At 50.4% G+C, this 22,950-nt stretch carries 22 protein-coding genes; 13 read left to right on the top strand and 9 right to left on the bottom strand.

The window, feature by feature from the left end:
* Nucleotides 1–2 precede the first annotated feature (2 nt).
* A complete protein-coding gene (locus LSE01S_RS07310) occupies nt 3–992 on the top strand; it encodes an NAD(P)/FAD-dependent oxidoreductase (RefSeq protein ID WP_061776980.1) in 990 nt (329 codons plus the stop codon).
* 80 nt (nt 993–1,072) lie between these two features.
* Here LSE01S_RS07310 and LSE01S_RS07305 read toward each other — a convergent pair whose 3' ends face one another.
* Nucleotides 1,073–3,223 carry an LTA synthase family protein gene (locus LSE01S_RS07305; protein WP_061776979.1) on the bottom strand — a complete coding sequence of 717 codons (2,151 nt, stop codon included), beginning with the start codon at nt 3,221–3,223 and terminating at the stop codon, nt 1,073–1,075.
* 214 nt (nt 3,224–3,437) lie between these two features.
* Between LSE01S_RS07305 and LSE01S_RS07300 the strand changes: the two genes are divergently transcribed.
* Together LSE01S_RS07300 and LSE01S_RS07295 are read left to right on the top strand one after the other, a co-directional pair.
* Nucleotides 3,438–4,103 (top strand): histidine phosphatase family protein, encoded by a 666-nt coding sequence (locus tag LSE01S_RS07300; protein WP_061776978.1) that lies wholly within the window; start codon nt 3,438–3,440, stop codon nt 4,101–4,103.
* Nucleotides 4,104–4,117: 14 nt separating this feature from the next.
* Nucleotides 4,118–4,558, top strand: coding sequence for a GNAT family N-acetyltransferase (locus LSE01S_RS07295; RefSeq protein WP_061776977.1), 441 nt, complete (start codon nt 4,118–4,120; stop codon nt 4,556–4,558).
* A gap of 151 nt (nt 4,559–4,709) precedes the next feature.
* On the opposite strand, the gene LSE01S_RS07290 is transcribed toward LSE01S_RS07295, so the two are convergent.
* Nucleotides 4,710–5,180, bottom strand: a complete 471-nt coding sequence (locus LSE01S_RS07290) for a C40 family peptidase (RefSeq protein ID WP_061776976.1) — start codon at nt 5,178–5,180, stop codon at nt 4,710–4,712.
* Nucleotides 5,181–5,364: 184 nt separating this feature from the next.
* On the opposite strand from LSE01S_RS07290, the gene LSE01S_RS07285 reads away from it, so the two are divergent.
* Nucleotides 5,365–5,835: a MerR family transcriptional regulator gene (locus LSE01S_RS07285; protein ID WP_061776975.1), complete on the top strand. Its 471-nt coding sequence runs from the start codon at nt 5,365–5,367 to the stop codon at nt 5,833–5,835.
* Nucleotides 5,836–5,949: 114 nt separating this feature from the next.
* Here LSE01S_RS07285 and LSE01S_RS07280 read toward each other — a convergent pair whose 3' ends face one another.
* Complete coding sequence (locus LSE01S_RS07280; RefSeq protein WP_061776974.1) at nt 5,950–8,709, bottom strand: MMPL family transporter; 2,760 nt, start codon at nt 8,707–8,709, stop codon at nt 5,950–5,952.
* A gap of 203 nt (nt 8,710–8,912) precedes the next feature.
* On the opposite strand from LSE01S_RS07280, the gene LSE01S_RS07275 reads away from it, so the two are divergent.
* The gene (locus LSE01S_RS07275; RefSeq protein ID WP_061776973.1) at nt 8,913–9,188 is read left to right on the top strand and encodes a hypothetical protein; all 276 of its coding nucleotides are present in this window, start codon (nt 8,913–8,915) and stop codon (nt 9,186–9,188) included.
* A gap of 24 nt (nt 9,189–9,212) precedes the next feature.
* Nucleotides 9,213–10,190 carry a choloylglycine hydrolase family protein gene (locus LSE01S_RS07270; RefSeq protein WP_061776972.1) on the top strand — a complete coding sequence of 326 codons (978 nt, stop codon included), beginning with the start codon at nt 9,213–9,215 and terminating at the stop codon, nt 10,188–10,190.
* Here the strand turns inward: LSE01S_RS07270 and LSE01S_RS07265 are convergent.
* Complete coding sequence (locus LSE01S_RS07265; RefSeq protein ID WP_061776971.1) at nt 10,183–11,169, bottom strand: YdcF family protein; 987 nt, start codon at nt 11,167–11,169, stop codon at nt 10,183–10,185. The genes LSE01S_RS07270 and LSE01S_RS07265 overlap by 8 nt on opposite strands.
* A gap of 117 nt (nt 11,170–11,286) precedes the next feature.
* Between LSE01S_RS07265 and LSE01S_RS07260 the strand changes: the two genes are divergently transcribed.
* Nucleotides 11,287–11,907 (top strand): glycoside hydrolase family 73 protein, encoded by a 621-nt coding sequence (locus LSE01S_RS07260; RefSeq protein ID WP_082622292.1) that lies wholly within the window; start codon nt 11,287–11,289, stop codon nt 11,905–11,907.
* A 48-nt stretch (nt 11,908–11,955) separates the two neighbouring features.
* Here the strand turns inward: LSE01S_RS07260 and LSE01S_RS07255 are convergent, their stop codons facing one another.
* A complete protein-coding gene (locus LSE01S_RS07255) occupies nt 11,956–13,275 on the bottom strand; it encodes a serine hydrolase domain-containing protein (protein WP_235808319.1) in 1,320 nt (439 codons plus the stop codon).
* Between the two features lie 231 nt (nt 13,276–13,506).
* Here LSE01S_RS07255 and LSE01S_RS07250 point away from each other — a divergent pair, with 231 nt between their 5' ends.
* Entirely contained in the window at nt 13,507–14,295 is a 789-nt protein-coding gene (locus LSE01S_RS07250) for a TerC family protein (protein WP_061776970.1), read from the top strand.
* A 77-nt stretch (nt 14,296–14,372) separates the two neighbouring features.
* Nucleotides 14,373–15,236, top strand: a complete 864-nt coding sequence (locus tag LSE01S_RS07245) for an NAD(P)-dependent oxidoreductase (protein WP_061776969.1) — start codon at nt 14,373–14,375, stop codon at nt 15,234–15,236.
* Between the two features lie 89 nt (nt 15,237–15,325).
* Here LSE01S_RS07245 and LSE01S_RS07240 read toward each other — a convergent pair whose 3' ends face one another.
* The 4 genes from LSE01S_RS07240 to trpX are packed head-to-tail and all read right to left on the bottom strand — an operon-like array spanning nt 15,326 to nt 18,424.
* Entirely contained in the window at nt 15,326–15,760 is a 435-nt protein-coding gene (locus tag LSE01S_RS07240; protein ID WP_061776968.1) for a GNAT family N-acetyltransferase, read from the bottom strand.
* A gap of 12 nt (nt 15,761–15,772) precedes the next feature.
* Nucleotides 15,773–16,543, bottom strand: a complete 771-nt coding sequence (locus tag LSE01S_RS07235; RefSeq protein ID WP_061776967.1) for an ABC transporter ATP-binding protein — start codon at nt 16,541–16,543, stop codon at nt 15,773–15,775.
* The gene (locus LSE01S_RS07230) at nt 16,536–17,435 is read right to left on the bottom strand and encodes an ABC transporter permease (RefSeq protein WP_061776966.1); all 900 of its coding nucleotides are present in this window, start codon (nt 17,433–17,435) and stop codon (nt 16,536–16,538) included. Before LSE01S_RS07230 ends, LSE01S_RS07235 begins: the two co-directional genes overlap by 8 nt.
* On the bottom strand, nt 17,432–18,424 hold the full coding sequence (gene trpX / locus LSE01S_RS07225) for a tryptophan ABC transporter substrate-binding protein (RefSeq protein WP_061776965.1): 993 nt from the start codon (nt 18,422–18,424) through the stop codon (nt 17,432–17,434). The genes LSE01S_RS07230 and trpX overlap by 4 nt, the downstream gene beginning before the upstream one ends.
* A gap of 437 nt (nt 18,425–18,861) precedes the next feature.
* Here trpX and LSE01S_RS07220 point away from each other — a divergent pair, with 437 nt between their 5' ends.
* The 4 genes from LSE01S_RS07220 (at nt 18,862) to LSE01S_RS07205 (ending at nt 22,917) form a co-directional block, all read left to right on the top strand.
* Nucleotides 18,862–19,761: a DegV family protein gene (locus tag LSE01S_RS07220; protein ID WP_061776964.1), complete on the top strand. Its 900-nt coding sequence runs from the start codon at nt 18,862–18,864 to the stop codon at nt 19,759–19,761.
* A 492-nt stretch (nt 19,762–20,253) separates the two neighbouring features.
* Complete coding sequence (locus tag LSE01S_RS07215; protein ID WP_061776963.1) at nt 20,254–21,222, top strand: ABC transporter substrate-binding protein; 969 nt, start codon at nt 20,254–20,256, stop codon at nt 21,220–21,222.
* Nucleotides 21,223–21,245: 23 nt separating this feature from the next.
* Complete coding sequence (locus LSE01S_RS07210; protein ID WP_061776962.1) at nt 21,246–22,217, top strand: ABC transporter permease subunit; 972 nt, start codon at nt 21,246–21,248, stop codon at nt 22,215–22,217.
* Nucleotides 22,144–22,917, top strand: a complete 774-nt coding sequence (locus LSE01S_RS07205) for an ABC transporter ATP-binding protein (protein ID WP_061776961.1) — start codon at nt 22,144–22,146, stop codon at nt 22,915–22,917. The genes LSE01S_RS07210 and LSE01S_RS07205 overlap by 74 nt, the downstream gene beginning before the upstream one ends.
* Nucleotides 22,918–22,950 lie beyond the last annotated feature (33 nt).

Genomic DNA, 22,950 nt, shown 5'->3' with positions numbered 1-22,950 from the left:
ATATGGAAAACTATGACCTAACGATTATTGGCGGGGGTCCCGTCGGAATATTTGCCGGCGTTTACGCCGGGATGCACAATGCCAAGGCCCAGATTGTTGAGAGTCTACCGACCTTGGGTGGCCAGGTTCAGGCACTGTATCCGGAGAAACAAATCCTAGATATCGCGGGGTTTCCAGCGATCACGGGCCGGGATTTAATCAAGCAGCAACGCGCTCAGTTAGACCAATTTCCATTAGCGATTAAGACGGGGGCCGCCGTGACCAATGTCACGCGGAATGCCGAGGGCTTTCGCGTGCAAACGAGTCAGGAGGTTACGCAGACCCGCGCTATTATCGTGGCCGTGGGTAATGGCGCGTTTGCCCCCCGGAAGCTGGCCGTTCCTGGTGCCGACGAATTGAGGGGGAAAAAGTTATTCTACAGTATTCCTAATTTGGCAGCCTTTAAAGATCACGATGTGATGATTGCTGGCGGTGGGGATGCAGCCGTTGACCAGGCATTGATGTTAGAAAAGGTTGCCAAGTCAGTCACGTTACTCCATCGACGCCGCCAATTTCGGGGCTTACCCCACATGGTCGACTTGCTGGAAGCGTCTAGTGTCAAGGTTAAAACACCATACTTGATTCGCGAAGTCAGTGAACTAGCGGGGCAAGTTGATGTGACCTTGAAGACGGTGGGCGCAAATGCTGAGATTGATCATCAGGTGGTTGATGACCTCGTCATCAGTTATGGCTTCACGGCCGACCACTCGGCCATCGCCGCCTGGGATGTTGATCTGGCGACCGAACAACAATTGATCGCCGTTGATCAGCAGATGGCCACCAGCGTTCCCGGGATCTATGCAATTGGTGATGGGGCCATGTATTCAGGGAAACAACCGCTGATTGCGGTCGGCTATGGTGAAGCGCCGGTTGCTGTACAAGCCATCATGGCTAAATACTTTCCCACGCGGCGGACGCCGGTACACAGTACCTCGATTACACTTCCAGAATAACCATTTCAGATTGAAAATGAAAAGAAGCTGGCCGCTCGATCGGGAGATCGAACGGCCAGCTTCTTTTTTAAAGGCCAAAGCTATTTGCCACTGGTATCGTCTTGGTTCGTAATCTTAATCCGGTTAGAATCAGTCGACTTGTGGTTGGCTTCAGGGGCATCGGTCACATAGAGTTTCTCCGTTGACCGGTCGCTGTTGCGTGAGAAGAGGCTGGTAGATTTCAACCCTAGCTTCTTTTCTAGCTTCTCCGCCTTTGAGAGCCCGTCGGCGTAGTTGTAATCCTGCGGATCGACCGCTTTGAAGCCACGAGGGTGGTAGAAGCGTAACAGATTCTTTTGGTTCAAGGAGTCAGAGTAATTGAGACCTTGGTTGACGTGTTGCTGAATTTGCTCAATCTTGGTCTTGAGCTTCCCGGTTGGGTGGATTTCCTGCTGTGTCTGGTTGCTATAAATCGTACCGTCCACCGACGTGTAGTCAGGGGTTTCCCAATCACGATTTCTGAAGGCCACGATGGGATTGTGATCTCTTGACAGCAGGTCAGTCCCAAACTGCAGGTACTTCTTTGAGCTAATGCCCATCAAGTGAAGCAGGGTTGGTAGGACATCGATTTCGCCACCATAGGTGTGTTCAATCTTCCCCTTGGTGTATCCCGGCATGTTGAACATCATGGGCACACGTTGTAACTGGGCATTATCGTAATCGTTCCAATCGTCAGGGTTGACGCCCAGTAGTTTGGCCAGGCTCTTATTGGAAGAATTGGAAATGCCGTAATGGTCCCCGTAGATCATGATTAACGAGTGCTTCGCCAGCCCAGATTTGTTCAGGTAGGCGTAGAATTCCTTAACGGACTGGTCGAGGTAATGGGCGGTCTTGAAGTAGTTATCCACCGTTTTATCCCCAGTATCCGGTGTCTTAAAGGTGGAGTCTTCTTGATCCAACGTGAACGGGAAATGGTTGGTAACCGTCAGATATTTCACGTAGAACGGTTGTTGCAGGTGTTGCAGATACTTCACGGAATCTTTAAATAACAATTTATCCTTGAGACCGTAACCTAAGGACTTATCACCCGAGGTATCGTAGTAGCTGGCATCGAAGAAGTTTTGGTAGCCCAGGTTCTTGTACGTATTGCTGCGGTTCCAGAAGCTAGCCACATTTCCGTGGAAGACGGCGGATGAGTAACCTTGTTGATTGAAGATGGCGGGCGCCGCCTGGAAGGTGTTGTCGTTCCCGAGTTGGGTGAACAGCGATCCCTGTGGTAGGCCATACGTTCCGGTCTCTAGCATCGTTTCGGCGTCGGAAGTCTTCCCTTGACCAACTTCATGAAAGAAATTGTCGAAGCTGTAGGTCGACCGACTCTTATAGATCTTGTTCAGAAATGGCGTGACTTCTTGCCCGTTAACTTTTTTATTAATCAGGAATTGTTGGAAACTTTCCAGGTGAATGACAATCACGTTTTTTTGCTTGGCCACACCGTAAAGCTGCTTGTCCGGTGCCGCGTAATTCTTATGAACATATTTCAGAATACCGCTCAATTCGGATTTTTTCGCGTGTGACCGCAGTTCGCTGGTGTGTTGTGACTTGATGCCATCGTAAACGGTGAAGGCGTCAAGCCCCAGGTACTTAACCACGTAGGTCCGGTCAAACGTCCGGGTGAGCAGTTGGGGTCGGTCCATTTCGCCGAGAGTCAGGTTAACCGCAAAGGTCAAAAAGGCAACCGACATGACGGCGAAACCAACGCGTTTGTTTAAAGGCCGTGGGTCGATGTAGATGCGTCGGGTAGCCAATAGTGCCAATACGAGGACTAAGTCGAGCCAGTAGAGCAGGTCGTGTGGTGACGTTAGCGCCAGGGAACTCCCTGACAGCCCTTGGTCAACCTTGGAATAGCCCAGCATCGTGCTAACGGTCATAAAGTCCGTGAATTCGCGGAAGTAGATGACGTTGATGTATAAGAGCAAGGTATTTAGAATATCAATTAAGAAGAGAAACGGGTAGAAGAAGCGTGCCCGTTTGAAGAACAGGGCCAAGCCGAAGAGTAATAGCGTCGTGGCGATCGGGTTCAAAAGGACAATGAGAAACTGAAAGGGGTCGCTTAAGTTAAGTCGAAAATCGACAAAATAAGCGAGCAGGGTCTTAAGCCAGAAGAGCACAACCAGCAAGGTTACGAAGCCCATACGGGTGCCAGTTCTGGCCCAGATTCTTTTGAAACGTTCCAAGATATTACGCTCCTTCATTTACAGATAAGTAGATTCATTTTAACATAGTTCCTCCCGCAAGCTACGGGAACCGGTGGTTCAGGTCTTCTCCATGGTAGCAAATTCCCCGTAATTGGATCGTTGTTCGACCGAAGTTTAGGAAAACTTTAACGCCGGGCGGGAAAATAAGGGCACCCGAGCCGAAAAATTGGTAAACTGAAGATAAGTTTATGGGAAAGGTGTGGAATACGAGATGGACAAGCAGATAACCCTGTATGTCGTGCGTCACGGACAGACCTATTTCAACATTTATAACAAGTTGCAAGGGTGGAGTAATTCTCCCCTGACCGACGCGGGCATGGCCGATGCCCGAAGTGCCGGTACTCGGCTGCAGGACGTCGTCTTCGCTGCGGCGTACTGTAGTGACACTACTCGGGCGGAACAGACCGCTGAGACCATCCTAGCGGCTAATCACAGTGTCCCAGCAGCCAAGCTGACACCGGCATCATTTTTCCGCGAAGAGTTCTACGGCTACTATGAAGGAACCGATATGGCCCAAGCCTGGTATGTAGCGGGGGCGCCGCATGGCACATCGACCTTTAAGGCAATTGAGGAGAAGTACTCAATCGGTAAGGCCAAGGACTTCTTGAAGGCGGCCGATCCCTTCCACCAGGCGGAAGATAACCAAGACTATTGGAACCGAGTGGACCAAGGCTTTGACCTGATTCGCCAGGCGCCTAATCTGAAGGATGGCGACAATGTCCTACTGATCAGCCATGGAAATACCTTACTTAGCCTGATGGAACGGTATGGTCAGGGAAAGTATGACTTGAGTGTGCGGCCGGCCAATGGGAGTGTCACCAAGCTGCGATTAACACCGGATGATATTCAGGTCCTGAGCTACAATCAAAAAGATTAAGGGAGGCCGACACAATGGAATGTCGACGCGCGTGGGGAAAATTAAATCCCTGTTATGACGACGCCTTAGCCATTCGTAAGGCGGTATTTATCAATGAACAAGGGATTGACCCCAAGTTAGAATTAGACGGTACCGATGAGGATAAGATGCATTACGTTGGCTATGTCGATGACCAGCCGGTCACGACGGCACGGCTTGATATGCTGGCCGGTAATCGGTTAAAGATTCAGCGAGTGGCCACGGTGGCGAATGCTCGGAAGCAAGGCTATGCCGGTTCATTAATCCAGCAAATCATTCACGATGCTGAAGCTTCGGGCGTGGCGCATATTGAGTTGGATGCCCAGGTGACGGCGTTAGACTTCTACCGTCAGCTCGGTTTTGTTCCGGTTGGCGAGACGTTTATGGAAGCCGGGATTGAACACCAGACGGCCGAATATGCGGCTAGTCATCGGTAACTGAATACGGTTAATATTGTCACGGTAAGGGTGGTCGCAAAAGCTGACCACTTTTTTGATCAAAAAAACCGCCGTCCCAAGTCAATTACTTGCGGACAGCGGTTTAACTTATTTAAATCGTTCAATTGAAATCATGAGGTTCAATGAATAATTAGTCAGCGTCGGCAACGCGGGCGTAACCAACAGCGTGCCACCAAGGGGCATGAACTGCTTCACGGACAACGCCGCGGTTTTGAGCATCGATCATCTTGCCGCCACCGACGTATAAGCCAACGTGGGAGATGGACCATTTGCTACCACCGAAGAAGACCAAGTCGCCTTTTTTGATGTTCTTGTAGCTGACGTGCTTTAAAGAATTGTATTGTGCTTGTGCCGTCCGGGCCAACTTAACCTTGGCGCCCTTCTTGTAAACGTAGCTGGTAAAACCTGAACAGTCAAAGGAAGAAGGACCAGTGGCACCCCAAGAGTAACGGGCACCCATATGTGCCTTAGCAACTTTGTAAACGGACTTGTAGGTCGTGTTGCTAGCGGCAGAAGCAGTGGTTGTGTTGCTGGTACTAAAAGCGACAAACCCGACAAAAACTAGTGCAATTGATGCAATTGTTTTAATAACTTTCTTCATTCTAATGAACACCCCTCATGATTTTTACATGTTTAAGAATACCAATGTAATGTGACAGTTGTGTAACAGAGCAGTTGCAATGCTATTAAATGTCTTAAACAAACCGTTACTTTTATGACAGCCATTGGTGTTTCTTGGCAAATATTGTTAAAATAATGAAAAGATCACGAGAGGGATGACGGTCATGGCGGAATTTTCAGACGAATTACGACAGGTTTTTGATGTGAAACGGCTAGTATTTCGAATTGGTGAAATCGCCTCGATGACCGGCGTTTCGGCTCGACAATTACGTTACTGGGAACAAAAGGGGCTCATCCAATCGCAGGATCGGCCGGATGAAAAGCAGGCGCGAGTCTATACATTCAAGACCTTTATCCAGGTTTCAATAATCAAATACTTCTTGGATGAAGGACTGACGTTGGCCGCCGCGGCTAAGCGGGCAACGGAACGGCGGGCGCGAGCGGAGCAGATCCATCGCTTCGTAGATCGCGGGTTACAGGGCTTGTTACAAATCGATGGCGAGATGGCCCTTAACCTGGGGGCATTTGATGCTAATCAAACGCTGTTGGCACTTCTACCGGCGGACGGGGGCGTTCATTATCGGCTGTTACCTAACGCCGAGGTTCGTCGCTTGATGGCCATTACGCCCAATTAATCATCCTGAAGGGGCATTAGATGATTGACCAAGAGAATGATAAATTCCGTAAAAAGTTGTCTCAAAAAATGCGTTACCGTCGAATTGGCGGCAACGCATTTTTTATTGGCTGAATTAGTCTTCAGAATCGTCGTGACGCGCATGAGCACCGCGACGGTGAGTGCCCTTACCTAAGCGGAACTGGTAAGGCTTTTGGTTCGGAATGATCACGGATAACTTCCCGAAGGAGGCGGCCATGATTGGTAATAACAGATTGAAGATGATGGCCGTGAAGATGGTAATCAAGGCCACCGCTGTCAGAACTTGTGATTCAGCGGCGAGGAGGCCTAAGACACTGGCAATGACTAAGAACATTGAGTGCCGCATGGTCTGACCACAGTCGTTGATTCCCGGTAGGAGCCAGTCAAGCAATGGCGCATCGTTTAACCGGAAACTCAGGGCCAGCTGGGTCAATTCGACGACGGCTAAGACCGTGAGTGGAATGAATGCCAGTAACGGCACCTGCCAGTTGAATTCATTGTTGCCGGTTAACCACCGCATCAAGACCTGCGTCAATTGGTAACTGCCGAGGGCCGAAGCGGCGAAGGTCAGGAACCAGTAGAGTGGTTGTAGGATTGAACGACTAAAGACGATCAGGAGTAATAGGGTGACGCCGAATACCAGTGCGATGACCCGTGGTAGATCGTGTTGGTACTGTTGCTGAATGGTGCTAGCAACGACCGGTTGACCAGTGAAGGTCAACTTGGCATCTTTTAGTGAGGTCCCCCGTAGTTGACTCTTGGTCAAGTCTTGGAGGTGTTCCAAGGTTTGAGTCGTGTCTTTGGCATTTGGGGCTTGTTTCAACGTAATCGTCAGGTAAGTAGCCTTGACCTTTTCATCGGTAAAGTTGACCAATGATTGTTGGAAATCACCGCTAGCCAACTGAGTTGGCGACAGGTATAAGGACTTGGCCGCTTCGGAAGTTTGCAGACCACCAAGGTAGCCATAAATACTATTCAAGGAAGTTTGCATATCCTTCACATGTTTACGAGAAGTGCCTAAGCTATCGTTAACCGACTTGATGCCAGAAGCATAGCTCGACAGATTGGTGGAAGCCGTACCCACGCCCGTGTTGGTTGTGGTGGCGGCACCAGATAGGCTGGACATTGTGCCCACCGCGCTGTTTAGCTCGGCGTTGACGGCATTTAATTGATTGATATAGCGGGCAACCTTCTTGGAGGCCTGGCTACCAGAAGCACTGGATTGGCTGAGCGCCGATTGCAGGGAGCTGGAGAGCGTACTGCTGTCGCTAACTAAACTGTTCGTTTGCGTGCTCAGTTTGCTGAGGCGCTTAACTTCCGATTGGAGGTCCTTCTCCTTCAAGTTAGACTTGTCGGACTTCAGATCTTTACGTAACGTGCCTAGCTGACCGATGACCCCGTTCAAATTTTCATTGAGGGAGCTGAGTTGACTAGAAACGTAATACTGGGTGATCGGTTGACCACCGGGTTGGGTAACGGAAGTGACGGACGCAACGCCTGGCTGTGCCTTTAACTTCTTGGTCAGATTATCAATTTCAAACAGTTGATTTTGATTGTTTAAACGCTTATTGGTCTGAATGTAAAGTGTCACCGGGGTGGACTTGCCTTGGCCGAAGTGAGCACTTAAGACCCGCGCACCCTGCACGGCTTGATTATTGGGAATATCCTGGGTGTTATTGTAGTTTAAGCGGGTATGGAAACCAAAGGCCACGGGGCCCAGTAAATACAGGGCCAACAGGACGGCAATCCAAGGCTGCCAAAGGCCAAACCGCGCCAGTGAATGCCAAAGCTTGTGGTCCTTGAGTTGTGGCCGGGTTTTTTTAGGCCAGAAGAGACTGGAACCCAGCATTCCGGCAAAGACCGGAACCAAGGTAACCGAGGCAATCCCGGTGATGGCAAAGCCAATGCCCAACAGGCCGAATGCTCGAATGGTGGAAAAGTCGAATAGCATCAACCCACCAAAGGCAATGGTTAGGGTCAGGGTACTAATCAGCACCCGGTAACCTAAGCTGGTGATGACTGCCGTGGTAGCTGCTTGACTATCGGCACCATCATCCACGCGTTCACGTAATTCCCGGAAGAACCAGAAGTTCGTGAGTAGCGTGAAGAGGCCAATGCCTAGCAAGAGGAAGATGGGCGTGTACTCGGAGTATGCGAAGTTCCAGTGGTAGGCTAAATTGGTGGCCAGGCTTAGCGTAGAAATGTAACTAATTAAAATAGCTAGAAAACTAATAATTGGGGCAATGATTGAGGCAAAGAGAATGCCCATTGCCACGAGGGCTAAGACCAGGGTCATGATGATGACAATTAATGTAAAGGAAGCAATGTGCTGGTTAGCGGCATCGCTCACAATTTCAGGGCTAGTCACGTAGGTGTTGAGGCCAACTGTCGCAATCTGTGACTTTAATTGATTGGAGATTTGGCGAACAGTCCCTTGATTATGGCTAACTGCCAACTGGACAACCTCGGTGGATTTGTCTTTCGAGAACAATTGAGGCTGACTGGTAGGGGTATTCGTCATGGTTGTGATCTTTTTGATCCCGTAATAGCTGGACCGTTTCTGTAATTCGGAAACAGTTTTGTTAATGGACGCTAATTGTTTGTTGTTTAAGGCGCCGCTAGGATTGTTAAAGACCGCGTTGACGGTGTAGGTTCCGTTGAGATTACGACCCCAGGTATTGCGAATCTGGGTAGCTTTCACGGGTTGACTCGTATTCGCTAATTGTGGTTGACCGTCATACTGAATAATAGTATTCACATTTGGTAAGGTGACGATGGCCGCAAAGACCACAACTAACCAGAATACGAGTGCAAAAATTCGGTTATGATGGAGCTTTCTAATCCGTTCTTGCATTTGTAATCTGAGTCCTCTCTATGTAATGAAATTCCCGCCGTGCAAGCAGGGTGCAGTTCAGTGTTAATTTTACCATAATGACCAGGTGTCTGGACTGATTCTTACCGATTTAAGAAAGTTTAAGAAACTCTTTAGTTGACTTAAATGGTTAAGCCGTTAAAGTAAAGTCTAAAGTGACTTACAAAAAGAAAGGTGGGAACCTGATGTGTTCTAGAAATTCTTACCAGAGTCCATTTGCGGCCATGCTTACCGATGATCGCTACGCATTGGCCACCAAGCTTGCTAAGGAGTCGGGACTCGATCAGAGTCAAGTTATGTATGCTTACTTACAGGTTACGGCGACGGTCGCTGCGGACCAAACGATTCACGAGGCAGAACCGGAGATTGATCGGCGGTTTCAGGCGTTATTGACGGCGGCCAAGACCAATCGTTCCACCAATGTTGATCGACTCTTAGCGGCAGTCGATCCAAAGGGCTAGCTGCGTAGATAAGGAGGACAGGTCATGTGTACGAGTATTTTACAAATCACGAAGGATGGTCAGCACATTCTGGCAAGAACAATGGACTGGCACCGCTTAGCGGTCCAGCCCTTATTTGTCCCCCGGCAGTACCAGTGGGCCAGCCTCTATGATAATCGGCGGTACACCAATCGCTATGCCATGATTGGTGGCGGTGGTGCCCATGATGACGAAATCGATGTCTCCGATGGGGTTAATGAAATGGGCCTCAGCGTCCAGAAGCTAACGTTTGCCAACGGGTCGCATCTGGTTGAAAAACCGACGCTAGGTTTAGTTCACCTAGCGCCGTATGAATTTTCTTTTTATTTGTTGGGGCGGTTTGCCTCGGTTGCTGAGATTGAAGCCCATATCGATGAAGTTCAGCTCATGAGTAATCGCTATGCCATCAACAACATTGGCGATTCGGAATTGCACTTTGCCGTGGTAGACCGCACCGGACGAACGGTGGTCATTGAACCCACTCACTTTCCCATGAGGGTGCGGGACAATCCTTTGGGGGTGGTCACCAACAGTAAGGACTTTGAACGGCAACTCGACCGACTCGGCGATTACGTCAACTATACGGAAGATTTTCTGGCCGGAACCTTGCCATTAAACGCGTCGCGGGTGAGTACCGGTAGCTTCTCAGGCAAGCCGGTTCCCAGTAGTTCATTTACACCGGGGGGCCGGTTCGTGCGTGCGGCCTATTATAAGGAACGCGCGGAGTTACCAGCCGACGAGGCCGCGGGAATTGTTAGTGCCTGGCATCTGTTAGACAGCGTGACGGTGCCCAAGAGTCGCCAATATCGGCCAACCTATTCGGTCTATCGCGCGGCAACGTGTAGTGAATCATTGACCTATTATTTTCAACCGTATAATCGATTGGACCTGGTGAAATTGCGGTTGACACCGACGATGTTGACCTGGACCGAACCGAAATTCTATCCCCTAGCCAATGAGTTACAGGCGACCAGTCTTAACTGATCATCCATAAGAGGTTAACCGTGAACAGGGCAATTAGGACGCCCCGGTGAAGCCGGGGATGAAACATCAAAATTGCCAGGAATTCGCGGGACCAGCCGAGTGGTAAATAAGTTAATCGAGTGGGGGCGGGATAGCCACCGATGATGAGGCCTAAGCGGCTGGCCAGGTATTCTGCGCGGAACAAGTGATAGTTACTAGTAACCACCACGACGCGGCCACCCCCGTGGGGCAGGCGTTGCCAGAGACGTTGACTATTGATGAGGTTCGTCTGGGTGTTGGTGGCCTGGTCTTCAAGCCTAATCTTAGCGGTATCGTAGCCGTGACGTTGCAGAAAGGCTGCCATGGCGGCGGCCTCACTCATCGTTTCATCTGGTCCTTGACCACCAGTCACAATGATGACGGGTGGTGTTTTTTGACGATTGGCTAACCGTAAGCCGGCCAGCAGTCGATTGCCCAACACCCGGCCAATGTGGTGGCCGCGTAATAGGCCTGCGCCTAAGATGACAATGGTATCGGCTCGTTGGCTTCGTAACAGGGCGGCCCGGGCAACCCCCAGTAGACTGGCCCCAAAGATTAGGCCGATGTATAACGTGAAGACAGGAACAAAGCCGAACCATTCCCAGAGACTGAAGTCCAATCGACCGGCGAGCAGACTAGTTAGCCAGCCGCCGTTCAAAAAGACAGCCGCCCAGACGATGAGTAGGATACCGCTGGTTAGACGCTCGTGCTTGCGAACGACGCGGTGTGGGGCGACTAGGATGAGGGCCAGGATACCGACCCCCGCTAGGGCAATGAGGCCCATAATCGTCCAGCCGATGGCCCCAATGACCTGGGCCCAGGGATGGTGAGAGAATGTGGCAAGGAGGGTAATTCCGGCGCCACAGAGGCCGGTGGTGACCAGGCTGGCTAAGCCGCGTGGTTGCCAGAAGTTGGCCAGGGCCGCGATACATAAGAGAATGATGCAACTACTGAGGAACATCCGGGGTCCCTCCTTTCGAAAAGATTAATTTTTCTTGAGCTTTTTAGAAATATCTGGGTTTGCTTGGAAAAACTGCCTATAATTGACTCTATTATAACTGAAATTGGAGGGATCCGGGTGCCTAAGCGTCGTCGAACGAAACGTCGTCAAAATAACCCTGCCACCGCCACCTGGATTTTTGTCATGGTCCTCTTGGTCCTTGGGAGCGGCCTGATGTTGCGGGGAAAGATAAAAACAGAATTTCAACGAGCCACAATTACGAATACGAGTAGTTCTTCTATTGATAATGAATCCGAAAACCAACGAAAGTTTATCAAGAAAATGGCGGCACCGGCTGTCCGAGTTTATCGTCAGAACGGGCAGGTGTTACCGAGCATCGTGATTGCGCAGGCGATCCTCGAGTCGAGTTGGGGGACCTCGGATCTCTTCGTTCAAGCTAACAATCCCTTTGGGGTCAAGGGAAGTTATGAAGGACGGACCAAGGCCTTCCCCACAACGGAATATGTCAACGGTAAGAAAATTCAAGTGAACGCGAACTTTCGGGACTACCCGACGTTGACGGCGGCAATTCTGGATCACGATGAGCTATTAAAGAAAAGCTACTTCAAGCAGACTGTGACTAACTATCAAGAGGCCGCCAAGTTATTACAAAGTAACGGTTACGCGACGGATCCCAAGTATGCAAAGAAGCTGACTAACGTGATTGTCACGTATAATCTCAACGAGTATGATACCTAAATCAAATAAGGACCAGATCGGCGTCTGCCGGTCTGGTCCTTTTGACGATTAATTTTCGTTGTAGTAGCGAGCGAGATCGTAGAGTGTCTTTCCCAATGAATCTATATTGCGGGTTGGACTCTGATTGGCAAAGAGGATGACCCCCTTCTTATTGCCCTCGGAACCATACAATAGGTTGTTATAGCCCGCACCGCTCAGCGAGCCCCGGACCCGCTTGATGCCACCACTATAGTGGTAAAGGCCCCCAGCATAATTTATTTTATAGTCGTTAGCCAAGTCATAGTATTGGTTTTTGGTTAAGATCTTGCCATTCCGAATCCCTTTTTGGATGGCATAGTAATCCTCGGGGGTTGAGTAGTAGTTACCGGCCCCCAATAGGGAAGACATTAATTTCTGCGAGACATTTTTGGACTGATAATTTTTACCGTTAGCAAATTTATAGCCGTTGGCAACGGAGCTATTAGCAGGTAAGGCATTCCAGGAATAGGTATGCTTGAGTCCCAGCGGCTTGATGATTCGGTTTTGAACCAGTTGGTCGTAAGATTGACCAGTCACCTTGGAAGCCACCCCGGCCAATAAGGTGTAGTTAGCGTTGGTGTAATTGTAGGTCCCGTTGCTGGCGACCTGCATTTGAGCCAAGGTGTAGTTGATTTCGGCTGCCTGGGATGTTAACAGCGTACCCGGTGTCGTCTCGTTCATATTGATTCCAGAGCGGTGATTCAATAGCTGACGTAGCGTGATGCTACCACTGTTCCGGACACTCGGGTAGTATTGACTTAATTTGTTATTGAGTGATAATTTCTTCGAAGCTGCTAATTGTTCGATGATGGCACCCGTCATGACCTTTTGTAGCGAGGCGATTGGAAATAGGGTTGAAGTAGTCGTGGCCGTCTTGGTGGTTGCATCGGCGTAACCGACACTAATGTGGCTAGCCCCCTTAGTAAAGTTATTGAACAGGAGCGCCCGTCCCTGGAAGTGGGCGCGGTTCATGAGGGCTGTGGCATTTTGTGAGCGGCTATACTTTTGCAACGCTGATTGGTCAACCCAGCCAATCGTCTTACCATACCACGAGAATTTAACAAAGGTCGCGCCGTTCGACAGCTTGACCGTTTGGCTAACCCGAACGAACCGGTGCTGCCAGTTCTTGCCACTGGCATCCCGGGTTTTGGCCGACTGTTGGGTGTAGTAGGGGGCATAGTAATAAATGCCGTCGTTCCGACTACCCTGTCTGACGAATCGGGCGTTGTAGCTTGTCTTGTTACTTGACGTGATCGTCAGGTAACTGCGAGCGTGAGCCGTCATGGCCGGTGTGAGGCCCATGACCGCCACGGCGGTGCCAACCAACATTAAGATTTTTTTCACAATCATCATCCATTCCCCATAAAGTAGCCCCATCTTAACGCGAATTGGTTGCGAAGTGGTAACAGGATGATGGCATTTCAGTGACAATTTAAATAATTTAAATTGTAAATGAGATAAGTTAACTTACAAACGAGCGAAAAGGATCGCGGCTCAATTGACTTAATGAGTCGCAAGTTAACAGGAGATATGGTAGACTAGTCAAAAATAAATTTTGTTATTAAGGAGCTGAACCAAGCATTGCTACATTTCTTAGGCCAACTATATGGGCCATTCTTTGATCTTCACAATTGGGAAACCGTGATTACCTCAGGCAACGACTGGTTAATCATCTTTTCATTGGTTATGATTGAATGTTTACTCTCTGTCGATAATGCGGTGGTCTTAGCCGCCCAAACGCAATCACTACCAACGCAAAAGCAACGAGAAGAGTCATTGTTCTACGGGATTTGGGGGGCTTATATTTTCCGGTTCATCATTATTGGGCTGGGGACCTACCTGATTCATTTCTGGGAGATTAAAGTCGTGGGTGCGTTGTACCTGGCATACTTGGTCCTGCAGTTCTTCACGCGAACTCGGGTTAAGCATACCCGGAAGTTGGTGAGCGATCGGAAACGGCGAATCTTACCACTTTTCTGGTCCGTGGTATTGCAAATTGAAATGATGGATATCATTTTCTCGGTGGACTCCGTTCTGGCGTCATTAGCTATTTCGTCTAATCCGGTCATTGTTTTAATCGGTGGCTTGATTGGAATCTTAGCGATGCGGGGAGTGGCTGAAGTTATCATGAAGTTGATGCAACGGATTCCCGAGTTGGAACCGATGGCTTATATCTTAATTGGCCTGATCGCGGTTAAACTGTTCATCTCGATTCCCGCCATCGACATTGAAATTCCCGCCGCCTTGTTTGGGATAGTTGTGCTGGCAGCGATTGTTATCACTTTGATTATTCATGTGATTCGTAAACGGCGTCGGGCACAGACTAAGCAAGACGAAGCGACTAAATCAACTGAATCAACTGAATCATAATTAACCGGGATGACTACGGCCATCTTTTTTTGTGGACGTGGTAGGATGAATGGAACGATTAAGTGGAGGGATGCTGTATGAAAATCGGGTTCATTGGAACGGGCGTCATGGGAACGGGAATCGTGACGAATCTATTGGCAGCCGGCCAGGAAGTGGTGGTCTATAACCGAACACAGGCGCATGCTCAGACGGTCTTGGATGCCGGGGCCACGTGGGCAGATTCACCTAAGGCCGTCGCTGCTCAGGCGACCCTCATCATGACTATGGTGGGCTATCCCCAAGATGTTGAGGCGGTTTATACGCGGGCTAATGGCGTCTTTGCCGGTGCCGAACCAGGAAGTATTGTGGTTGATCTAACTACGAGTACTCCTGCCCTGGCGGTTAAATTGACGCAGATGGCTCACGATCATGGCCTGGAGGCGCTCGACGCCCCAGTATCTGGCGGTGACATCGGCGCTAAGAATGCAACCCTGACCGTGATGGTGGGGGGCGACCGGTCGGCCTACGATCAACTGGTCCCGATTTTTCAACAAATCGGACAACGCGTGAGTTACTTTGGTTCTGCAGGTAAGGGACAACATACCAAGATGGCCAATCAGATTATGATTGCGGGGACGATGACCGGGCTTACTGAAATGCTGGTCTATGCGAAGGCGGCCGAGTTGGACTTACCGCAGGTGTTGGCAACGCTGAGTAGTGGTGGTGCTGACAATTGGAGCATGGATAACTATGTTCCGCGAATCTTGAAGGGCGATTACACGCCGGGCTTCTTCGCCAAGCACTTTCTAAAGGATCTGCGGATTGCCTTGGATGAAGCCGATCACCTGGACCTGAAGTTGCCAGCGACCAAGCAGGCTAAGCAGCTCTATGAAATTATGGTGGATGACTTCCACCTGGGCGATGATGGGACGCAAGCATTAATTAAGACGTATCAGGGCTAATCCCTTAATCCATTAGTAAAAAATCAATCATTGTAGATAAAACGGGCCCTGACATTTGTCAGGGCCCGCTTCGTTGGTTGGTTGATGAATCACTTGAGGGTCTTTTGGAGCACCACCACGGGGGCGCCGTCCTCGGGGAAGGGACCGGCCGTAACCCGATAACCACAGTGTTCGTAGAACCCCTGGGCTGTCACCTCACCGTGGATGATGCCGATCAGGTATCCTTGATTGCGGGCCCAATTTTCGGCGGCGGTTAAGACCTGGGTCCCGACACCCTGGCCGCGTAAGCGACGACTGGTACAGACTCGGCCAAAGCGTATTTGATGATCGGCCAAGGGTTCGAGGCGCAGCGTGCCAACGGGCGTCGCTGAATTTTGATAAGCGGTGACGTAGAGCCTGTCGGGCGTGTCGCGATCGTCGAATTCGACCTCGCGGGGAATCCCGCGTTCGGTCACGAAGATGGCCTGCCGAAGGGAAAGGGCGGCGGCCCGATTAAAGGGAGCGTTTGAAATGACGATTTCCATTGGGAGCGCCTCCTATTCGATTTCGGCAAAGAAGCTGTAGAGCTTTTCAGTGGTCAGGGCAGTCTTGTCGGCCCCGGCAACATCGTAGGAAACCTGGCCGTGATGGAGAACAATTAGCCGGTTCCCGTAGGTCAAGGCATCCTCCAGATGATGGGTAATCATCAGGCAGGTCAGCCGTTCGGACTGAACCCGTTCGTTCGTCAGGTGCATCAGGTCCTGGCTGGTTTGCGGGTCCAAGGCGGCCGTGTGTTCATCGAGAAGCAAAATATCCGGTCGCTTTAGGGTAGCCATTAGGAAGCTCAAAGCCTGTCGTTGACCGCCTGATAGGTTGCCGGTGGCGGTGGTTAGGCGTTGATCCAGGCCGTCATGCATGGTCGTGGTGAGTTCCTTGTAGCGCTCGAGTTGCTTGTTGAGTTGGCGCGGTACCAGGCGACGGTGCTGACCACGGCGTTCCGCTAATAAGAGATTTTCGGCGACAGTCATGCGGGGTGCCGTTCCCAGCTTGGGATCTTGAAAGACCCGGGCTAGAAAGCGGGTCCGTCGCTCAACCGACTCATGCGAGATGTCCCTGCCATTTAGGAGGATCTGACCACTATCGATGTTGAGGTCGCCCCCAATGGCGTTGAAGAGGGTCGATTTCCCGGCTCCGTTGGAACCTAACACGGTGATGAAATCGCCGTCATTAATGGTTAAATTAAGGTGATCTAGGATGGTAATTTCTTCGGGTGTGTTGCGATTAACCTTTAACACCACATTTTTCAATTCCAGTAATGGTTTAGTCATTGGTATCCAACCCCCGTTTCAAGATGTGTTTGAAGTTAAGGACGTGCTTGAAGACCGGTAGCATCATGCAAATAGCCAGAATAATTGAAGAAATTAAATTCAAATCGTTGGCACTGAAACCGAGCTTCAAGACGAGGAGCAGCACGAAGCGGTATAGGATACTACCAAGGGTGACGGCAACTAGTCGTTGATTCAGGGTCAGATCCCCGAAGGCCACTTCACCGATAATGATGGAGGCCAAGGCGATGACAATGATCCCGATCCCCATGTTGACGTCGGCGTACCCATTGTTTTGGGCCACCAGCGCACCGCCAAAAGCAATCAGGCCGTTTGAGACCATGAGGCCCATGATCTTCATGTTGTCGGTATTAATCCCTAGGGAACGGGCCATGGTTTGGTTGTCACCGGTTGCGATGAATCCTTGGCCAACCTCGGTTTGCAGGAAGTAAATGACGATGGTTGTGATGACCACCATCACTAGAACACCCAAGACAACACTGTCGAAGTACTGGGGGAGTGAGGCCAGGAAGTGGTTTTTGAACAAGGTGGCCTTGCCTAGCAAGGAGACGTTGGCCCGTCCCATAATCCGCAGATTCACGGAGTAGCAGGCCGTCATCACCAGGATACCAGCCAATAGGATGGGAATGTGGCCCTTGGTGTATAGTAGACCGGTGATTAGACCGGCGATAGCCCCAATTGCAAAGGCTAACAGAGTTGCTAACAGGGGGTTCATCCCATTGCTGATGGCGGCCACGGCGGTCGCGGCGCCCAACGGGAAGGTGCCCTCAACGGTCATATCGGCAAAATCTAAAATTCTGAAGGTTAGGAATAACCCAACTCCCAAGACGGCCCAGAGTAGGCCTTGCCCAATTGCGGATACTGCTAAACTCATTTGAAGACCTCCCCATGTTCTTTGGCTTCTTTAATCACTGATTCGGGTAATGTGATGCCTAACTTTTTGGCTTGCGACAGGTTGACCGTCATTTCACCGGTCCGTTCGAAATGGATAGGGGTATCCGCCGGGTGCTTACCCTTCAGGATGGCGGCGGTCATCTTACCCGTCTCAACCCCCAGCTTATACTGGTTGATACTGAGTGTGGCTAGGCCACCGGCTTTGACCATGGTATCGACGGCCGGGAAGACAGGAACCTTCTTAGCAGTTGCCGTGGCAACTAAGGTCTGCATGGCACTGGCAACGGTGTTGTCGGTTGGCACGTAGACGGCGTCGACCTGGCTGACCATCTCTTGGGCCACCTGATTCAAGTCGTTGGTGTTAGCGATGGAGTAGGCTTTCAAACGAACGTGTTCCTGTTTGCATAACGCGGCGAACTGATGGTACTGAGCGGTGGCCGAGTCATCCGATGACGTGTAGATAATCCCCAGGGTCTTCATCCTTGGCATAATCTTTTGAATGAGTTGCAGCTGCGACTTAAGTGGTGCCTGGTCAGAAACCCCGGTGACGTTGTTACCGGGATGTTCATTACTCTTCACCAGGTGGGCCCCCTCAGGGTCGGTGATGGCCCCCAAGACGACGGGGGTTTTAGAACTGGCATTGGCTAACGCCTGGGCCGCCGGCGTGGCGATCCCGATCATGGCGTCCGCATCTTCGTTGACGAAGCGGGCACTCATGGTCTTCAGATTACTCTGGTCGTTCTGGGCGTTTTGAAAATCAATCTTCACGTTTTTACCGACGTGGTAGCCTTCCTCGGCGAGACCATGAATGATGCCCTTATGGATGGCGTCAAGGGCGGGATGCGACAGTAATTGAAGAATGCCGACGGTAGGAACGGCCTGTTTGGCGGCCGTCTGGTGTTGTTCCTTAACAAAGGCGAATCCAAGAAAAATTAATAGTAGCGCGATGAGACTGTACATTCGTTTCATTTCTAATCAACCTCACTTATCTGGAATGGTCGTTGATACAAAAAGGGCGCCCAGACCGGCTGGGCGCCCAAAGAAAAAGACCCGCAAACCGGATAATAAACATCCGTGCGGGCCATTGCATCAGAAAGTTAGCCGGCGCAGATGCGAAAATCGCTCTGGGAGCTCAAGTCGCATCCAACACGATGACGACTTGATTACCGGCTTTGCCAACGTCCATTAAGTTTGTAAGCAGACATTTGCATCTAACTTTCCTTCCTTCCGAATCGAATAAATTTAGTGTACGGCATTGCCGAAAAGTCGTCAACCATCTTTTGTAGATTTTTGGTATACTGGACGGTAAATAGCGGGTCATAATGAATTTAAACGAAGGCGCCAGTGCCGTCATCACGGCGACTATCGGCGATCGGTTAGGATGATCGGTTAAAGGAGGTCGTTCCATGAAAATAGCAGTTTTGACAGATACCTCGGCGGGAATTGACTTTGATGAAGCCACGGAACGACAGATCACGTTGTTGTCGGCCCCAATTATGTTTGGTAATCGGCAATATCATGAATATGAAGACTTGAGTACCGCCGATTACTATCGGTTAGTTCGGTTGAGCAAGGGCGAGAAAATGGTGCCCACGGCACCGCAGATTTCTATGCAGACGATCGCGACAACCTGTGAGACACTGGCTAAGCGCGGCGTGACCGACGTGATTGTGATTGGGCCTTCGCAGGGGATTTCAGGATTCGTTAATACCTTAGGAGCCTTCACCGAGAACGTTAAAAGCCTGAAAATCTGGCCGTGGGATTCACGTGGTGTGTTAACCCCAATGGGTGAGCAGGCTCGGCTAGCGGCCGCATTGGTCGCCAGCGGGGCGGATGTCCCCACCATCTTAAAACGTCTCGAAACACTACGATCGACCTGTCAGATAGGTTTTGTGGTGGATTCGATCAAGCCGCTCCTGCGTACGGGGGACTTGAACCTTGGTCGCGGTCCGGCCAATGCCCAACTTTTGGCTGGTAAGCCATTGTTGGTCTTTGAAAGTTCTGGCAAGGTGCGAGTGGCCGGTAGCTCGATGCGGATGAAGAGCGGGTGGCACGATCTGTTTGATCGGTTAACCACTAGCCTACAGGGACAATTCACAACCCACTTGATCGTGACCGTTTTGAATGCCGATCAACCGGAACTGACACAACAGTGGCTGGCCTGGGCGCAAGCAGCGCTCCCAACCGTCACCTTACAGTCGGCCACCATTGGGCCGAGCTTCGGCGTTCACGTCGGAGATGGGGCTATGGGACTGGCTTTGAATGCCGATTACCGGCAGTTCCTTGATTCTGATGATGAGAAATAAATGAGATTATGGGGTTGACATGGCCATTTTTTAATGGTTTACTTAGACTTGTAAATTGATAAATGAAAGGGATTTTGCCATTATGAAATCGAATAGCCTTAATCATTTAAATAACCAATTTGCCTTTAGCTTTTTCTTTAGATAGCGTTTGTATTCACACCGTTGGATACGAACGCGCCGCACAAATGCGTTCGTATCTATCGATTAGCTAAAGTTTTTCAGCATGACTTAGCGCCAGATGGATACGGGTAAAATCTATCTGGAGAAATAATATCGGGCCCGATAAACACCAGGTAGATTCTACTTTGAATCTATCTGGTGTTTTTTTGTTTTCACAGGCTAAGCTTACCGGGTGAGCTGATCACTCACATCTCGGGGGGCTGGCTAGTCAGTGCTGTCGTATTGGTGAGATTGGCCGTTTGGTCGTTCAACCCTTAATTAAAAACTGGACCGGATGGCACGGTCGACAACATAACCTTGGAGGAATTGAGAATGAAAAAATTACTTATGAGTGGTTTGGTATTAATGAGTTTAGGCTTGGTTTTAGCTGGCTGTTCCAGCAAGTCAGCATCGGGTAAGGATAACTTGAAGGTGGGGATCTTACAGGTGGTCCAACATGGGTCATTGGATGAGGGGCGCCAAGGCTTCAAGGCTGGCTTGAAACAGGAGCTGAAGGCCCACCACAAGTCGACGAAGGTTACCTACCATTACCTGAATGCTCAAGGTGACCAGGCCAATTTAAATACCATGAGTCAACAGTTGGTGCGACAAAAGAATGATTTGTTAGTAGGGATTGCGACGCCAGCCGCACAGGCCCTGGCGAAGAAAACCACCACCACGCCAACTCTAGTGACGGCGGTCACTGATCTCAAGGCTGCGGGCTTGGTGAAGTCGAACAACAAGCCCCAGACCAACGTCAGTGGGACCAGCGATTTAACGCCGGTTGGCCTGCAATTAAAGCTTCTGGCCAGCATGGCTAAGGGCAAACAACCGTTAGGAATTATGTACAACTCATCCGAAGAAAATTCGGTCCTTCAGGTTAATCTTGCCAAGGCCTATGCCAAGAAGCATCACCTGAACCTGAAGATCGTCAGCGCCACCAGCACCAATGACGTCACCAGCGTCTTAGCCGGCTTGACGGGTAAGGTTTCGGGATTGTACCTGCCAACGGATAATTTGATGGCCAGTGCCATGAAGACGATTGGTCAAAAGGCTAAGGTAGCCAAGTTGCCAGTGGTCACCGGCTCAATCGAAATGGCTGAAGACGGCGGAACAGCAACTTATGGTATCAACTACTACGACTTAGGTAAGCAAACGGGGAAGATGGCCTACGATGTCCTGGTCAATCACAAGCAGCCAAAAAATATGGCGGTTGAACAATCCCAAAAGCTGCATCTTTACGTTAACAAGGCCAATACCAAGGCCATTGGGATGCAAACGAGTCAGATCAAAGAGCCTTAGGCACAGAGAAAGGGGTAACAACTATGTTAATCACCAGTATTGGTCAGGGGCTCCTGTGGGCGCCATTAGTGATCGGTGTGTTCATTACTTTTCGTATTTTAGATATTCCTGATTTGACGACAGAGGGGAGCTTTCCCTTAGGGGCGGCGGTTACCGTGCATGCCATGATCCAGGGACAGTCGGCCCTGATGGCCACCATTGCCGGATGTGTTGCCGGTTGCCTCGCCGGTTGGGTGACCGGAATTCTGGACACCAAGCTACACATGCCCTCACTCTTGGCAGGGATCCTGACCATGACTGGTTTGTACTCCATGAATATGCATATTATGGGAAAGTCTAATGTGCCGCTGCTAAGCCAGAAGGTCTTGATGGACCGGCTGCCCATGAGTTGGACATTGGATGGTCAAACGATTGGTATTGGGCTCATCGTGACCGGGGTGGTCATGGTCGTCTTGATCTGGTTATTCAAGACCCGGCTCGGACTATCCCTTATGGCCACCGGAAATAATGCGGCTATGAGTTCCGCCAATGGGATTCATACAGATCGGATGGTCATCATTGGTTACATGGTTTCCAACGGTTGTATTGCCCTATCAGGAGCCTTAATTGCCCAGAGTAACGGGTATGCCGACATTGGCATGGGGATCGGGACCATTGTGATTGGCCTGGCCTCCGTGTTAGTGGGGGAAATCTTCCTCCGTGGACGTCAGATTTGGTTGCGGTTGTCGGCCATGGTTCTAGGGGCTATCATCTATCGGTACCTGTTAACTGTGGCGATGGGGTTAGGCTTCCCCGTCGATGATTTAAAGATATTATCCGCCGGAATTTTGGTAATCGTCATTTGCCTACCACTAATTCGAAATAAGTATCGGACCCGGCAACAGTTAAAGCGCTACCTCAAACAGATTGGAGTCGAACAAAATGAAAACAAGTCCATCAGCAGTCTTAAGCGTCCAGCATCTACAGAAGGTCTTCTTTCCCGGGACACCAAATGAACGACACGTGTTAAAGAACGTTAGTCTGACGATTGATCCGGGCGACTTCGTTTCCGTCATTGGCAATAATGGTGCCGGGAAGTCGACCCTGTTGAATACGATCGCGGGGACGCTACCGGTGGATGCCGGAGAACTGACACTGGCCGGCCATCGGGTAACCAAGAAGTCCGTTGCTTACCGCGCCCAGTGGCTCTCACGGGTTTTTCAAGATCCCAAGTTGGGTACAGCGGGCGAGTTGAGTGTGGCGGAGAACCTCACGCTGGCCAGCCGACACACGGGCAGCATGAGTCTGGGCTTATATCACCATGCCAAGCGGGACGCCGGCTACCGTGAGTTGTTGGCTACGTTGAATATGGGGTTGGAAGACCGGTTGGCGACACAGGTCAAGTATCTGTCTGGTGGCCAGCGACAGGCATTGTCATTGTTGATGGCGACACTGAGTCATCCCGACTTGCTTTTGTTGGATGAACACACGGCTGCCCTGGATCCACAGACCAGTGCCCAGGTGATGGCGCTGACTCAAGAGATTGTCACCACTCATCGATTAACTACGATGATGATTACGCATAAAATGAGTGACGCCCTGAAGTATGGTAATCGATTGGTCATGGTCCAAGATGGCCAGATTAAACTGGACGTCCGGGGGGCGGAGAAGGACCAGCTGCGCCAAGACCAGCTGATGCAGTTATTTGCCGACTAAAATTACAGCGTTAGCTTGGACACCACGAAAAAA

The sequence above is a fragment of the Levilactobacillus senmaizukei DSM 21775 = NBRC 103853 genome (assembly GCF_001592085.1).
In the GTDB taxonomy this organism is placed as follows: Bacteria; Bacillota; Bacilli; order Lactobacillales; family Lactobacillaceae; genus Levilactobacillus; species Levilactobacillus senmaizukei.
This window is presented reverse-complemented; position numbering and strand designations above follow the sequence as displayed.